Source organism: Streptomyces sp. NPDC051064, assembly GCF_044455985.1.
Lineage (GTDB): Bacteria > Actinomycetota > Actinomycetes > Streptomycetales > Streptomycetaceae > Streptomyces.
The window spans coordinates 297,708-311,276 of sequence record NZ_JBITFK010000004.1 but is presented as its reverse complement, the minus strand read 5'-3'; the positions used below and the strand labels follow the sequence as shown (position 1 = coordinate 311,276).

Annotated in this window: 13 protein-coding genes and 2 pseudogenes; 7 read left to right on the top strand and 8 right to left on the bottom strand. The window is 72.7% G+C overall.

The features are described from left to right. Position 1: 1 nt before the first annotated feature. Positions 2 to 859 carry a hypothetical protein gene (locus ACIBCU_RS16370; RefSeq protein ID WP_399232322.1) on the bottom strand — a complete coding sequence of 286 codons (858 nt, stop codon included), beginning with the start codon at positions 857 to 859 and terminating at the stop codon, positions 2 to 4. A gap of 127 nt (positions 860 to 986) precedes the next feature. Here ACIBCU_RS16370 and ACIBCU_RS16365 point away from each other — a divergent pair, with 127 nt between their 5' ends. From ACIBCU_RS16365 to ACIBCU_RS16355, 3 genes are all read left to right on the top strand, one after another. After that, positions 987 to 1,409, top strand: coding sequence for a hypothetical protein (locus ACIBCU_RS16365; RefSeq protein ID WP_399231966.1), 423 nt, complete (start codon positions 987 to 989; stop codon positions 1,407 to 1,409). A gap of 151 nt (positions 1,410 to 1,560) precedes the next feature. After that, entirely contained in the window at positions 1,561 to 2,877 is a 1,317-nt protein-coding gene (locus tag ACIBCU_RS16360; RefSeq protein WP_399231964.1) for a MerR family DNA-binding transcriptional regulator, read from the top strand. A 64-nt stretch (positions 2,878 to 2,941) separates the two neighbouring features. Beyond that, positions 2,942 to 3,313, top strand: coding sequence for a hypothetical protein (locus ACIBCU_RS16355; RefSeq protein ID WP_399231962.1), 372 nt, complete (start codon positions 2,942 to 2,944; stop codon positions 3,311 to 3,313). 83 nt (positions 3,314 to 3,396) lie between these two features. Here the strand turns inward: ACIBCU_RS16355 and ACIBCU_RS16350 are convergent, their stop codons facing one another. The 3 genes from ACIBCU_RS16350 to ACIBCU_RS16340 form a co-directional block, all read right to left on the bottom strand. After that, positions 3,397 to 3,819 carry a universal stress protein gene (locus ACIBCU_RS16350; protein ID WP_362927593.1) on the bottom strand — a complete coding sequence of 141 codons (423 nt, stop codon included), beginning with the start codon at positions 3,817 to 3,819 and terminating at the stop codon, positions 3,397 to 3,399. A 93-nt stretch (positions 3,820 to 3,912) separates the two neighbouring features. Beyond that, entirely contained in the window at positions 3,913 to 4,578 is a 666-nt protein-coding gene (locus tag ACIBCU_RS16345) for an FMN reductase (RefSeq protein WP_399231960.1), read from the bottom strand. After that, positions 4,575 to 5,675: an LLM class flavin-dependent oxidoreductase gene (locus ACIBCU_RS16340; RefSeq protein WP_362927442.1), complete on the bottom strand. Its 1,101-nt coding sequence runs from the start codon at positions 5,673 to 5,675 to the stop codon at positions 4,575 to 4,577. The genes ACIBCU_RS16345 and ACIBCU_RS16340 overlap by 4 nt, the downstream gene beginning before the upstream one ends. A gap of 333 nt (positions 5,676 to 6,008) precedes the next feature. Between ACIBCU_RS16340 and trpS the strand changes: the two genes are divergently transcribed. Further along, positions 6,009 to 7,061, top strand: a complete 1,053-nt coding sequence (trpS, locus tag ACIBCU_RS16335) for a tryptophan--tRNA ligase (RefSeq protein WP_399231957.1) — start codon at positions 6,009 to 6,011, stop codon at positions 7,059 to 7,061. A gap of 22 nt (positions 7,062 to 7,083) precedes the next feature. Here the strand turns inward: trpS and ACIBCU_RS16330 are convergent, their stop codons facing one another. Both ACIBCU_RS16330 and ACIBCU_RS16325 read right to left on the bottom strand, forming a co-directional pair. After that, complete coding sequence (locus ACIBCU_RS16330) at positions 7,084 to 9,096, bottom strand: NAD-binding protein (RefSeq protein ID WP_399231956.1); 2,013 nt, start codon at positions 9,094 to 9,096, stop codon at positions 7,084 to 7,086. A gap of 246 nt (positions 9,097 to 9,342) precedes the next feature. Further along, entirely contained in the window at positions 9,343 to 9,981 is a 639-nt protein-coding gene (locus tag ACIBCU_RS16325) for a hypothetical protein (protein WP_399231954.1), read from the bottom strand. Positions 9,982 to 10,275: 294 nt separating this feature from the next. Between ACIBCU_RS16325 and ACIBCU_RS16320 the strand changes: the two genes are divergently transcribed. Then, positions 10,276 to 11,343 carry a PucR family transcriptional regulator gene (locus ACIBCU_RS16320; protein WP_399231952.1) on the top strand — a complete coding sequence of 356 codons (1,068 nt, stop codon included), beginning with the start codon at positions 10,276 to 10,278 and terminating at the stop codon, positions 11,341 to 11,343. Positions 11,344 to 11,404: 61 nt separating this feature from the next. On the opposite strand, the pseudogene ACIBCU_RS16315 reads toward ACIBCU_RS16320, so the two are convergent. After that, positions 11,405 to 11,551 (bottom strand): annotated as a pseudogene (locus tag ACIBCU_RS16315) (TerB family tellurite resistance protein); the annotation flags it as partial. A 99-nt stretch (positions 11,552 to 11,650) separates the two neighbouring features. Between ACIBCU_RS16315 and ACIBCU_RS16310 the strand changes: the two are divergent. Both ACIBCU_RS16310 and ACIBCU_RS16305 read left to right on the top strand, forming a co-directional pair. Then, a complete protein-coding gene (locus ACIBCU_RS16310) occupies positions 11,651 to 12,094 on the top strand; it encodes a BlaI/MecI/CopY family transcriptional regulator (RefSeq protein WP_362927438.1) in 444 nt (147 codons plus the stop codon). 8 nt (positions 12,095 to 12,102) lie between these two features. Continuing rightward, positions 12,103 to 12,301 (top strand): annotated as a pseudogene (locus tag ACIBCU_RS16305) (M56 family peptidase); the annotation flags it as partial. A gap of 20 nt (positions 12,302 to 12,321) precedes the next feature. Here ACIBCU_RS16305 and ACIBCU_RS16300 read toward each other — a convergent pair. Then, entirely contained in the window at positions 12,322 to 13,569 is a 1,248-nt protein-coding gene (locus ACIBCU_RS16300; protein ID WP_362927437.1) for a cation:proton antiporter, read from the bottom strand.

Sequence of the window (13,569 nt, the reverse complement as noted above, 5' to 3'; positions counted from 1 at the left end):
CCTACCCGCGCCGGGCCGCCACGACGCGCCCCACCAGGCCGCCGACCGCCAGGACCGCCCCCACGAGCAGCACGATCCACACCGTCGTCCGCAGGGACGCGGTCAGCGCGTCGTACACCGCGGCGGCCCCGTCCCGGTCGGTTCCGGGCACCTGGTCGAGCACCCGGTCGCGGCCGACGGCGACCGCGGCCCGCAGGAGGGCCGCGCCGAGGGCCAGGCCGCCGCCGACCACGGCCGCGGCCGTCAGACCGGCGCGGAGGCCGCCGCGTACGAGCGTGAGACCCAGCACCAGGACGAGCAGCACCACCGTCGCCACGGCCGGCCAGACGCTGCAGTACCTGAGCCACCTGAACGAGGACCGCAGGCCGTCCGCGCGGTCGGCGGACAGCACGGTGATGGAGGTCTCCCGGACCGGGATCCGGTCGGCGAACGGCACCCCGCTGCTGACCAGTTCCTTCTTGACCTCCTCGATCACCGGCGCCAGATCGATGGTCACCGCCTGCCCGTCGTCCCCGTGCAGCGAGGCGGTCACGGCCTGGTGCGCCGTCCGGTTGGCGCTGTCCCAGACCCGCCGGAACGCCTCGGTCGTGGTGAACGACAGGGCGGACTCGTGCAGGAACTGCTCGACGGTGTCCTGGAGCGGGCCGACGTCGATGTTCTTCATCGCCTCGTCCGTGACCAGCGTGGCGACGGTTTCCCGTACATCGGGGTCGGAGGCCAGCGGCGAGACGGCGGCCAGATAGCGGTCGGTGTCGTCGAGCTCCAGATCGACCCACGCCGAGAGCGCGCTCACCGGGACCAGCACGGCCAGCACGACGAGCAGCACCGCCGAGAGAGCCGCTGAGAGACAGTTCCGCACAGGCACCAGCCAATCCCCTGCGGCGGCGGGGCGCTCCGGGCCGTAGACCATTCGAGTTGCCGGGCGGCCCGGCCGGGTGTGCGCTGGAGGAACACAGGGACGGGGGCGACGGAAGGAGCTGTGCGCCATGGCCACACACGCGACGATGCCGACGCATCGACGGACGGGGGCCCGCGCCCCCGCCCCCGCCCGGCAGGAGCACCGGCGCACCGCGCTCGCCTGGGCGGTGCCCCTCGCACTGGGCGTGATCCTCGGCTTCTGGGCCTTCTTCATCAATCGGGACGGTGGAGCGACCACCGCTGGGCAGATCTGGCTCGGAGTCGTCTCCGGGGTGGTCTTCGCCGCGCTCTGCTACGCACTCGCGCGGGTCCGGTGGGCCTTGCCGCGTGAGCTGCGGGCGGCGGCCTTCGGCGTGATGGCCGGGGGCGCGGTCGGCTTCCTCTCCAGCCTGAACGGCAAGAGCGTGCTGATGTCGGGCTTCATCGGACTGGTGGTCGGGGCGGGCACGTTCTGCACGATGTTCTACGCCTACTACACGCGCGAGGAGTGACCCGGCCGCCTTCCGGAGGAAGGGGCGCGGTGGCCGGATCCGATCCGGCCACCGCGCCCCTCCCATTCCGTCCGATCCACCCCGCCACCGGCCTGCACCGTGCCATCGTTGGCCCGTATCCGCCCTCGACAGAGCCGAGAGGGAAGGGACCATGAGTACTGAACCGGCCATCGAGACCACGGGGCTGGTGATGGACTTCGGTGACAACCGTGCGGTGGACGGCGTCGATGCGGCTCTACAACCGGAAGTGACAGCGGCGGACCGGAGGTTGACCTTCCCGGCGGGGGAAGCCCCAGCATCGGCGTGGCCGGGCGCATCCGCCCGGCGCGAGGAGGCCGTGGTGGTACACGAAGGCGCGGGCGGGCGTGCGGGGCTGGTGACGATCGGGGAGTTCGCCCGGCTGTCCAGGCTCTCGGCGAAGGCCCTGCGCCGCTACGACGAGCTGGGGCTGCTCCGCCCCGCCCTGGTCGATCCGGTGAACGGCTACCGGTACTACGACCGGGCGCAGGCGGAGCCGGCGCGGCTGGTGGCGTGGCTGCGCAGGATCGGGATGCCGCTCGCCCGGATCTCCGAGGTGGTGGCGCTCGACGACGGCGCGGCCGCGGCGGAGATCCGCGCCTACTGGGCGCGGGTGGAGGCCGAGACGGCCGCCCGCAGGGAGCTCGCGGCCTTCCTCGTCGACCATCTGTCAGCGAAGGAGAAAGCCGGAATGTCGAACGGCAACGGGACCGGCCGGGGGCCGGCCACCCTCGGGATCCGCTATGCGGCACTCACCCACCCGGGCGCGGTGCGCACCTCCCAGCAGGACACGGCGTACGCCGGGGCACGGCTGCTCGCCGTGGCCGACGGCTTCGGGGTGAGCGGCGCCGGCGCCGGCGCGGCGGCCGTCGACGCGCTGAAACCGGCCGCGCGCGGTGCGGTGGACGCGGCGGATCTGCTCAGCGCCCTGCACGAGGCGGCGGAGTCCGCCGCGCGGGCGGTCCACGACGCGGTGGGCGGTGACGGCGCGCCGGAGGAGTCCGGGACCACGCTCACGGCCCTGGTGTGGACGGGTGAGCGGCTGGGTCTGGTGCACATCGGGGACTCGCGGGCCTATGTGCTCCGTGGCGGCGAGCTGTTCCGGATCACGCACGACCACACCCTGGTGCAGTCGATGATCGACGACGGCTCACTGACCGAGGAGGAGGCCGTCTCACACCCGCAGCGCGCGATGCTGCTCAGGGCCCTGGCCGGCGGTCCTCAGGCGCAGGCCCGCCCCGACGTCCGGCTGCACGACACCTTGCCGGGCGATCGCTATCTGCTCTGCTCGGACGGGCTGTCGGCGGTCGTCGACGAGGCGGAGGTGACCCGCACGGTCATCGCGGCGGACGGTCCGGACGCGGCCGTGCACGCTCTGGTCGCCCTGGCCGGTGACGCGGGCGCCCCGGACAACGTGTCCTGCGTCGTGGCCGACGTCGTCGCCCTCTGACATCGCGCCCCGCCGGGGCCGGGCCCAGACTGTAAGGGGGACGGAGACCGGCTCTGGAGGAGCAATGACGGCAACGACATGGGACGAGACGCCCGTTGCGATCCGAACCGACGAGGCGGAGCTGCGCAGTACGGAGATCGGCGGTGACCTGAGCGTCGCCCTGGTCCGGCTCGTCAAGGGCGCGGACATGGGCCCGGCGCTCAAGGGCCTTCCCGACGACGTGTGCCCCTGCCCGCACTGGGGCTACCTTCTGAAAGGCAGGCTGAAGCTGCGGACCGGCGCGGCCCCCGAGGCGTACGAGGTCTACGAGGAGGGCCAGGCGTTCTACTGGGCGCCCGGGCACGTGCCCGAGGCGCTGGAGGACTGCGAATACGTGGATTTCTCGCCCGTGCAGGAGTTCGACCGAGTGATCAGCCACATCACCGCTCAGGGCTGAGGCCTCACGGACGGGCGGGCTCTGCGGCGTACCCGGGAGCCCGCCCGTTCGCGTGCGGCAGCTGCGGAGGTGTTCAGGCCGGCTCAGTCACGGACGACGGTGACCGGGCAGGCGGCGTGCTGGGTGACATGGAGGCTGACCGAGCCGAGCAGCGTCGCCTTGAAGCCGCTGTAGCCACGGGCGCCCACGACCAGCAGGTTCGCGCCCCTGGCGCGGTCCAGCAGGGTCTGGGCGGGATTGCCGATCACGACGATCTTCTCGACCGCCGCCGCCCCCTCCGCGCCGAGCGCCTCTTCCAGCGCCTCGGTGAGCGCCACGGTCGCCACCGCCTGCGGGTCGAAGTCCTCCGGCATGCCCGGCATCATGGACGCCCAGCTGGTCGCGGGGTACTCCCAGCTGTTGACCGCCTCGACGGTGTCGCCGGTCAGCTCGGCCTGGCGCACGGCCCAGCGGAGCGCCTTGATCGACGGGTCCGATCCGTCCACACCCACGACGATCCTGCCCATGTCTGCCTCCAGTGTGTTCAACTTTTACGGCATACAGGGAGCAACTGTAGCCAAGGCGGACATAGGGGGCAGGGTGGCCCCCGGTGTCCGGGTTCAGCCGGCCCGCAGGCCGGCGAGCTGCTCCTCGAACGGGACGACCGCGTCCTCGCCGTCGTCGAGGGTGAGGGCCCGGGAGGCACCGGAGACGGTCCGCCCGGTGACCGCGGAGGCGAGCTCGCCTCCCGCGCGCCGGATCCGGGAGGGCAGTCCCTCGGTGTACTCGTCGCCGTTCGAGCCCCAGTCCTCCGACGCCGCGTACACGGAGGTCGGCAGGACGACGGCTCGCAGATAGGCGAAGAGCGGGCGCAGCGCGTGCTCCAGGACCAGCGAGTGCCGAGGTGTTCCGCCGGTCGCAGCGATGACGACGGGCTTGCCCGTCAGTGCGGTGTTGTCGATCAGGTCGAAGAAGGACTTGAACAGCCCGCTGTACGAGGCGGTGAAGACGGGCGTCACGGCGATCAGCCCGTCCGCCCCGGTCACCGCGTCGATCGCCTTCTTCAGGCCGGCCGGCGGGAAGCCGGTGACCAGGTGGTTGGCGATGTCCACGGCGAGGCCGCGCAGCTCGACGACCTGGACCTCGACTCGGCGGTCCTGGTCCGACGCGAGCCGCTCACGCGCGGCCTCGGCGAGCCGGTCGGCCAGCAGTCGGGTGGAGGAGGGGCTGCTGAGCCCCGCCGCGACGGCGACGATCTTCAGGGGGGCGGTGGCGGGCACGGTCATCGGAGCTCCTTCGGGTCCCCGGCGGCGGCGCGGGCGGCGGTGACGGCGGGGTGGACGGGGGCGTCCGGCACTCCGGCCGGGCGCAGGCGGGCGAATTCCTTGCGCAGCACGGGCACGACCTCCTCGCCCAGGATGTCGAGCTGCTCCAGGACCGTCTTCAGCGGCAGCCCCGCGTGGTCCATCAGGAAGAGCTGGCGCTGGTAGTCACCGACGTCCTCACGGAAGGAGAGGGTCCGCTCGATGACCTCCTGCGGGGAGCCGACGGTCAGCGGGGTCTGCTGGGTGAAGTCCTCCAGGGAGGGCCCGTGCCCGTAGACCGGCGCGTTGTCGAAGTACGGGCGGAACTCCCGGACCGCGTCCTGCGAGTTCTTCCGCATGAAGACCTGGCCGCCGAGACCCACGATCGCCTGCTCGGCGGTGCCGTGCCCGTAGTGGGCGTAGCGGCGCCGGTAGAGGTCGACCATCTTCCTGGTGTGCTCCATGGGCCAGAAGATGTTGTTGTGGAAGAAGCCGTCGCCGTAGTACGCGGCCTGCTCGGCGATCTCCGGGGAGCGGATCGAGCCGTGCCAGACGAACGGCGGGACGCCGTCCAGCGGGCGCGGGGTCGCGGTGAAGGACTGCAGCGGGGTGCGGAACTTCCCCTCCCAGTCGACGACGTCCTCGCGCCACAGCTTGTGCAGCAGCGCGTAGTTCTCGATCGCGAGCGGGATGCCCTGACGGATGTCCTTGCCGAACCAGGGGTAGACCGGCCCGGTGTTGCCCCGGCCCATCATCAGGTCGACGCGGCCGTCGGCCAGGTGCTGGAGCGTGGCGTAGTCCTCGGCGATCTTCACCGGGTCGTTGGTGGTGATCAGCGTGGTCGAGGTGGAGAGGATCAGCTTCTCCGTGCGGGCGGCGATGTAACCGAGCGTGGTCGTCGGGGAGGACGGGACGAACGGAGGGTTGTGGTGTTCGCCGGTCGCGAAGACGTCCAGGCCCACTTCCTCGGCCTTGAGCGCGATCGCGAGGGTCGCCTTGATCCGCTCGTTCTCGCTCGGTGTCGTACCGGTCGTGGGGTCGGTGGTGACATCCCCGACAGTGAAGATCCCGAACTGCATGGCGCCCGCCTCCAAAGGTGTTGAGCGGAAGTTGTTGAACCTTGAACTATGTGAACACACCCTACAACGGGGCACACCCTCTCCCTATTCCAGCCCTCTCCGGGACGCCCGGCCGGCAGGAAAACGGTCCGCGCTCCGGGGACCGGTGAGCGCTACACTCGGCCCATGACCTCCGTACCGTGCCGGAACTGGTGGCGCTCCTCCTAGGAGCGGCCACCTTCTCTGCACGGAACCAGGGCCGTTCGATCTTCGGACGGCCCTTCTCGCTGCCCCGGTGCCCTGTGACGGGCCGTCCTCCACGCGCAGACCACCAGCGAGGAGACCCCCGTGACCATGACCACCGATCTTGCCGTCAGCCCCGCCGTGCGCCGCAGCGCCGAACTGGAACAGCAGCTCGCCGGGGACCCCGGCCGCTTCCGCGTCCTCACCGGCGACCGGCCCACCGGAGCCCTGCACCTCGGGCACTACTTCGGCACCCTCCACAACCGGGTGCGCCTCCAGAACCTCGGCGTGAAGGTCTTCGTGCTCATCGCCGACTACCAGGTCCTCACCGACCGGGACGTCGCCGAACGGCTCACCGAGCATGTGGAGGGGCTGCTCCTGGACTATCTCGCCATCGGGATCGACCCCGCCCGCGCGACGGTCTTCAACCACAGCGCGGTCCCCGCCCTCAACCAGCTGATGCTGCCGTTCCTGTCCCTCGTCTCCGTCGCGGAACTCGGGCGCAATCCCACCGTGAAGGACGAGATCGCGCACTCCAGGCAGTCCGCCGTCAGCGGCCTCATGTACACCTACCCGGTGCACCAAGCCGCCGACATCCTGTTCTGCAAGGGCAACCTCGTCCCCGTCGGCATGGACCAGCTGCCGCACCTGGAGATCACCCGCACCGTCGCCCGCCGCTTCAACGAGCGGTACGGACATGTCTTCCCCGAACCCGACGCGCTGCTCTCCGCCGCGCCCCTGCTGCTCGGCACCGACGCCACCAAGATGAGCAAGAGCAGGGGCAACTCCATCGCCCTGGGAGCCGACGCCGACGAGACCGCCCGGCTGATCAAGGGCGCCACCACCGACGCCGACCGGCACATCACCTACGACCCCGAACTCCGGCCCGGGGTGTCGAGCCTGGTGCTGCTGGCCGCGCTCTGCCTCGACCGCGACCCGCACGAGGTCGCCCAGGAGATCGGGAACGGCGGCGCGGCCGGGCTCAAGCGGACCGTGACGGAGGCCGTCAACGCCCGCATGGCCCCGATCCGCGCCCGCCGGGCGGAGTACGCCCAGGACACGGGGTACGTGCGGGACGTGCTGCGCGCCGGCAACGAGCGGGCGAACGCCGTGGCCGAGGAGACCCTCCAGGAGGTGCGGGACGCGATGGGGATGTTCCGCTGACCTCCCGGGCCCCGGCCCTGGCTCAGCGCCGGGTCATCGAGCGCTGCCCGCGCAGCAGCTCGGCCAGACCGCGCCGGGTCGCGGCGATCACGACCCGGTCCTCCGGCCGCAGCACATAGCCCGGGTGCAGGTCCCAGACCAGGCCGGATGGCCGGCCCGGGGCCCCCGGGCCGGCGGGGTCGAGGGGGTCGTACGGCGGTACGGCCGCCAGGTCCGGGAGACGGTCGGCCGGCGGGGTGGCGTCCAGGGCCAGGACCCGCCAGGCGCCCGCCCGGAACGCCTGCTCGACGGTGCGGCCCTCCAGCTGGGAGTGCCCGGCGACCTCCAGGACCGCGAACAGCATCACCTTGCGCTCGACCGGGATCGCACCCAGGATCTGCCGGCCCATCATGGCCCCCGCGAATGCGGGCGCGGCCAGATGTGACACGGAGCGGGAGCGGGTCAGGGCCCCGGGGTGGGCCGTGCGCAGCGTGCGGTAGACGGCGGTGGCGAACTCGTCGTCGTACAGGCGCAGCGCCACCCGCAGGCCCGGCTTCACCGAGCGGGCGTACAGCGCGGCTTCGAGGTTCGTCGTGTCGACGCTGGTCAGGGCGAGCAGCGCGCGGGCCCGGCGGATCTTGGCCGCCTCCAGGACGCCCTCCTGGGTCACGTCCCCGAGGACCGTCGGGACGTGCAGGCTGCGGGCCAGCGGGATGCCCCGCGCCTCCGGGTCCTCCTCGACGACCACCACCGGGATGTCCAGCTCGCGGAGGCGCACCAGGACCCTCGTGCCGATCTTGCCGAGCCCCAGCAGGACCACATGGCCGGACAGGCCGCGCGGGGGGCGGCGCAGGGAGGACGCGGTGCGCAGCGTGCCGAACGCCTCCAGGACGGCGGCGACCAGCAGGGGCAGCAGCAGGAGCCCGGCCATGCCGGAGAGCAGCTGGATGACCTGGCGGGAGTCCGAGTCGGTGTCCTCGACCGCAGGATCGCCCATCGCCAGCAGGTCGAGCAGGGTCAGATAGGCGGCGTGCAGCGGGTTGTCGCCCGTGGTGACCACCGAGGCGACGGCCAGGGCGACGACGGCCGCCGCGACGCCCAGCGCCGACCGGCGCAGCCGCCGGGAGAAGACCTGGCCGAGCGGCGCGCCCCTGCCTCCCATACGGGCGGGCGTCCGGTCGGGCCCCGCCTGGCTGATGGCCTCCAGGACGACCGTGCCCCGGCCCGTGGCGGCGTTCACCGTCGCCAGGTCGGGCAGGAGCTGAGGGCCCTCCTCGCCGCTGCTGTCGGAGCCCTCGCTGCCGGCCGGGTCCTGGCTGGTCGAGGAGAGGAGCGCCAGCGTGCACAGCCCGGGGTCGGCGAGCTCGCCCGGGCGGGGCGGGGTGCGTTCCACGGCGCGCAGGAGCAGGCCCTCGGCCTGGATGACCTTGCTGCTGCCGGTGAGCGCGGTGGCCGCCAGGGCGGGGGCCGCGGTGTCGGCGTCGGACAGGACGGTGGTGGAGGCGTCCAGGGCGGCCGGGTCGAGTCCGGGCATGGAAACGGCGGCCGCCTGGTCGAGCAGCGCCTCCAGGTGCTGGCCCAGCTTGCGGTTGTAGAGCCGGATGACGAGGCGCAGGCGCGGATTGAGACGACGGGCCGTCAGGGCGGCGCGGATGTTGCGCTCGTCATCGTCGTAGACGAGCGCGAGCGCGGCGGCCCGGTCGACGCCGGCCTCCTCCAGCACGTCGTCGGAGGGCTCGTGCGCCTCCATGATGCGGACGGCCTCGACCCCGGCGTTCGTGTCGCCGCTCCCGTTCGCCCCGCCCGCCCCGTTACGGTTCATCGCCGCCGACATCCGCCCGAACAGTGCGCCGGCCCGGGCGCGCTGGGTCATAGGCGCGTCCGGTCTGCTGGGCTCCCGGCCCGGCGGGACGAGGAGCGTGACCCGCTCCCCGTACACGTAGCGCAGCTCCACGGCGAGCCGGCGGCCGAGGGTGTCGTCCCCGCAGACCACCATGTGGCCGGTACTCGGGGGGCGTTGGGGCTGTTGCGGAAGTGGGGACACATGACCCAGCATGCCTTGCTCCCTCCGGTTCAGTCGGGCGTGTCGGTGATCATCGCGTGACGGGGACGTGGGCCCGCGTCCGTCCGGCGGGGGCCCCGCGCGCTCGATGGCCGCCTCGGCCGCCGCGATCAGGTCCGCGAGCAGCCCCAGCTGAGATGGTCCTTGCGGCTGGTGGGACGTACGAGGAAGGGGAGCCCGGAGGCCCGTCCGAGGGCGCGCGGAACCACCGGCCCGGGGCCCGGAGGAAAGGGAGGACGGTCAGCCGGCCTTGCGCGGCAGCGGGCGCGGGGCGAGCGACGCGTCGTACGGCGAGACCCAGAAGAACTCACCGTCGGCGTCGTACGCGTAGAGGAGGCCCGTGCTGCCGGAGGTGAACACATCACCCGGCGCGGACGGCCTCAGCGGCTGCCGCACCTGCACGATCGCGGTCGAACCGTCGGCGGCGGCGACCTCGGCCCGCCCGAAGTCGGCGCTGACGGATCCCGTACGGATCGTGCAGACCTGACCCACGAAGTCCTGCCGGGATGGAGGGGGTTCCGCGGGGAAGAACCGGCGGAAGCGGCGTACGAGCATGCGGACCACCCCCCAGGCGATCAGGAGCGCCCCCGCCAGGACGGCGAGGTGCATCGCGGCCCGCGGGGTGCCGGTGGCTCCGCTGCGGAGGACCAGGACCGAACCGGCCAGGCCGGTGAACCAGGAAACGGCGATGAACAGCGACACCGACACGGAGACGGGCACCCCGCCGAAGCCGACCGCCTCGGTGTCGAGGTCGGTGTCGAAGGAGTCGTGACCCGCCGCTCCGACCAGCACCAGCAGCCAGAAGCAGACGACGACCACCAGGGCGCCGCCGAAGACGACGGCCGGGAACGCGACTGCTGCGGAAAAGAACTCGGTCATCCGGTCCACCCCCTGCGACGACGTGCGGTCCGGGGACCGGGCGGCGCCGGAGGGGACGGGGGACCGGCGCCGCGACACCGCGAACGGCCTCGCAGCAGCCGGCTTCTTCCCCCGTGATCCCCCGTAACCCCCGTGATTCCCCCGTGTGTTGCTGAACAGATCGTGTCAGCCGGGCCGGTCCGGGCGCATTGCCGGAATCCGGCAGCCTTCACGGGACCGGCCTGCCGGGCACCGGCACCGGCCTCCGTGCGTTGACGGGATGACGAGGCCGGCGATGTGTGGAGGAGTGCGCAAGTGGCGGAGCCCGAGATCCCCGAACGGTTCCTGGAGGGCTATGCCCGGATCCTGGCCGAGGTCGCGGACACCGGCCGGCGGCTCACCCGGGACGAGCTGGAGGCGCGGCGCATGCTCGGCCGTGAGGCCGCGGAGGCCGGGCATCAGCTGCGGGCTCTGGTGCGGCTCCATCTCTCGGAGACCCGCGCCGCCTGGCCGCTCACCACGCAGGGCGCGGTCGCCACCGAGGCCGTGCTGGGCGCCGTGGAGCAGACGGTCGACGCGTTCGCGGAGGGGTTCGAGCGGGCGCAGCGCATCACGGTGCGGCGGGAGGAAGCGGCGCGGCGGGAGTTCATCGACGACCTGCTGTACGGGCGCAGCGACCTGGGCCGGCTCGCGGAGCGCGCCACCCGGTTCGGGCTGCGGCTCTCGCGGGCCCATGCCGTCGCGGTGGCGGCGGGCCCGGAGGCCTACACCGAGTCCGACGCGGCGCCCCGCAGCGTGGAGGCGGCCCTGCTCGCCCGCTTCAGCGGCCGGAAGATCCTGCTCACCACGAAGGACGGGCGCCTCGTCTGCATAGCCCCCGGCAGCCAGCCCGACGTCCTGCGGTACTTCGCGAAGCAGGCCCATGCGGCGACGGACGGCGGTCAGGTCGCGGTCGGCCGCCCGCACCGGGGCCCCGGCGGAGTGGTCCACTCGTACGACGAGGCGCTCGACGCCCTCGATCTGGCTCAGCGGATGGGCCTCGACGACCCCGTTCTGTACGCCGCCGACCTGCTGGTCTACCCGGTGCTGACCAGGGACCGGCAGGCGATGGCCGACCTGGTGCGGAGCGAGCTCGGCCCGCTCACGGAGGCCCGGGGCGGTGCGGAGCCCCTGCTGCGCACGCTCTCCGTGTACTTCGACGCGGGCTGTGTCGCCGCCGAGACGGCCCGTCGGCTGTCGCTGAGCGTGCGCGCGCTGACGTACCGGCTGGAGCGGATACACCAGCTGACCGGCTCCGACCCGTCCGACCCGATGCACCGCTACACGCTGCAGACCGCGGTGATCGGCGCCCGGCTGCTGGACTGGCCTGCGAACGAGCTCTGACGGGCCCGGCCGGGCCGTGGCGCGTACGGCCCGAAGGGCCCGGGCCGTACGCGACGGGGGCCTACAGGTCGAACTCGTGCGGCGGCAGGTCCAGCGCGAAGCACGCCTCGCGCACGACGGCCTGCTCCGACGTGTCGAAGTCGCCGTCGGCGCCGCCGATCACGATGCCGATCTGGATGACGACACGCGCCTCGGCGGGCTTGGTGCGGAACAGTCAGACTCTACAGTCGCGTAGAAGTACGGCGGGCGGTCAGCGGTGGCACGGCGGCCGACAGGCACCGCCCGGCCACTCAGTAGGATGCCGCGGATGAACAGGCCCACAGGCGCGGACGACGGCTCCACCCGGGACGGCCCACGGCTGCCCAGGCGCGGCCAGGGACAGCTGGAGTCCCAGGTCCTGACCGTGCTGCGCTCGGCGGGCGGGCCCGCGACGGCGGGGTGGGTGCAGGAACACCTCGACGGCGACCTCGCCTACACCACGGTCATCACCATCCTCTCCCGCCTCTACGCGAAGAAGGCCGTGACCCGCACCCGCAAGGGCCGTTCCTACGTCTGGACCCCCGCCTCCGACGAGGCCGGCCTCGCCGCCCTCCGCATGCGCCGCGTCCTGGACGGTGAACGCGACAGGGATGCCGTCCTCGCCCGGTTCGTCTCCGCGCTGTCCCCCGGTGACGAGGCGAGACTCCGCGCGCTGCTCTCCCGCGCGGCCGACGAGCCCGACGACGACCCCGCCGGTCCGGACGGCCGATAGCCACCACGATGGGCGTCTTCGTCCACCTGCCACTCGTCCTGCCGCTGACCGCCCTTGCCCAAGGCGCGTCTCGCCGAGCAGCACCTGCACCCCAGGAGCGCCACCCGGCTGCCGGCCGCCGTGGGTTCGACGCCGGCCCTGTGCAGCACGCTGTGCCTGGCCCTGCTCATGGTGGTGGGCACGGCCCGGCTCCCCGGCAATCCTCTGACCGCCGTCCGGCGGACCCGTCAGTCGGAGTCGCGCCCGGCGTGCTCCGGCGTGAGGTCGTCGTGGGACGGCATCGGCTGGTCGGACACCACGGCCGGCTTCTTCCGCTTCCCGGCCAGAGCGGCCTGGAGCTTCGAGGCGACCGGCTCCGTCCAGCGGGCGGTGAGCGGCCCGACGATCACCAGGATCAGCACGTACGCGGTCGCGATGGGCCCGATCCGCGGCTCCGTGGCCACGGCCAGACCGGCGATGACGATCGAGAACTCCCCGCGCGCGACGAGCGTGCCGCCCGCGCGCCAGCGGCCCCGGGGCCCGATACCGGCCCGCCGGGACGCGTACCAGCCGGTGCCGATCTTCGTGAGGACCGTGACGACCGCCAGCAGCGCCGCCGGAAGCAGCACGGGCGGGATCTCCGCCGGGTCGGTGGACAGTCCGAAGAACACGAAGAAGACGGCGGCGAACAGGTCCCGCAGGGGCGTCAGCAGCTTGCGCGCACCCTCGGCGACCTCGCCTGACAGGGCGATACCCACGAGGAAGGCTCCGACGGCCGCGGAGACCTGGAGCTGCTGGGCGACACCGGCCACCAGGACGGTGAGCCCGAGGACGACGAGCAGCAGCATCTCCGGGTTGTCGGAGGAGACCGCGCGGCTGATGAGCCGGCCGTGCCGCAGCGCGAGGTACAGCACGAAGCCGACGGTCCCGAGCGCGATCAGCAGGGCGATGCTGCCGCCGGCCAGACCGACACCGGCCAGCATCGCGGTGAGCAGCGGCAGGTAGACGGCCATGGCGAGGTCCTCGATGACGAGGACACCGAGGATGACGGGCGTCTCGCGGTTACCGAGCCGCCCCATGTCGGTCATCACCTTGGCGATCACGCCCGAGGACGAGATCCAGGTGACCCCGGCCAGCGCGACGGCCCCCACGGGGCCCCACCCGAGCATCAGACCGGCTGCCGCGCCGGGCGTCGCGTTGAGCACGAAGTCGACGGCCCCGGACGGGTACTGCGTCTTGAGGCTGGTGACGAGCTCCGATGCGCTGTACTCGAGACCGAGCAGGAGCAGCAGCAGGATGACGCCGATCTCCGCCCCGATGGCGGTGAACTCCTCGCTGGCGCCGAGCGGCAGCAGACCGCCCTCACCGAACGCGAGCCCGGCCAGCAGGTAGAGCGGGATCGGCGAGAGACCTATCCGCCCGGCGAATCTTCCGATGATGCCGAGCCCCAGAATGACGGAGCCCAGCTCCACCAGCAGTGCGGTCGTGTCGTGCAC

Bases quoted from the DNA above. Each gene is read 5' to 3' on its own strand.
- ACIBCU_RS16365 (WP_399231966.1), top strand. From the start codon at position 987: ATGGCCACACACGCGACGATGCCGACGCATCGACGGACGGGGGCCCGC.
- ACIBCU_RS16360 (WP_399231964.1), top strand. From the start codon at position 1,561: ATGAGTACTGAACCGGCCATCGAGACCACGGGGCTGGTGATGGACTTC.
- ACIBCU_RS16355 (WP_399231962.1), top strand. From the start codon at position 2,942: ATGACGGCAACGACATGGGACGAGACGCCCGTTGCGATCCGAACCGAC.
- ACIBCU_RS16350 (WP_362927593.1), bottom strand. From the start codon at position 3,819: ATGGGCAGGATCGTCGTGGGTGTGGACGGATCGGACCCGTCGATCAAG.
- ACIBCU_RS16345 (WP_399231960.1), bottom strand. From the start codon at position 4,578: ATGACCGTGCCCGCCACCGCCCCCCTGAAGATCGTCGCCGTCGCGGCG.
- ACIBCU_RS16340 (WP_362927442.1), bottom strand. From the start codon at position 5,675: ATGCAGTTCGGGATCTTCACTGTCGGGGATGTCACCACCGACCCCACG.
- trpS (WP_399231957.1), top strand. From the start codon at position 6,009: ATGACCACCGATCTTGCCGTCAGCCCCGCCGTGCGCCGCAGCGCCGAA.
- ACIBCU_RS16330 (WP_399231956.1), bottom strand. From the start codon at position 9,096: ATGCTGGGTCATGTGTCCCCACTTCCGCAACAGCCCCAACGCCCCCCG.
- ACIBCU_RS16325 (WP_399231954.1), bottom strand. From the start codon at position 9,981: ATGACCGAGTTCTTTTCCGCAGCAGTCGCGTTCCCGGCCGTCGTCTTC.
- ACIBCU_RS16310 (WP_362927438.1), top strand. From the start codon at position 11,651: ATGAACAGGCCCACAGGCGCGGACGACGGCTCCACCCGGGACGGCCCA.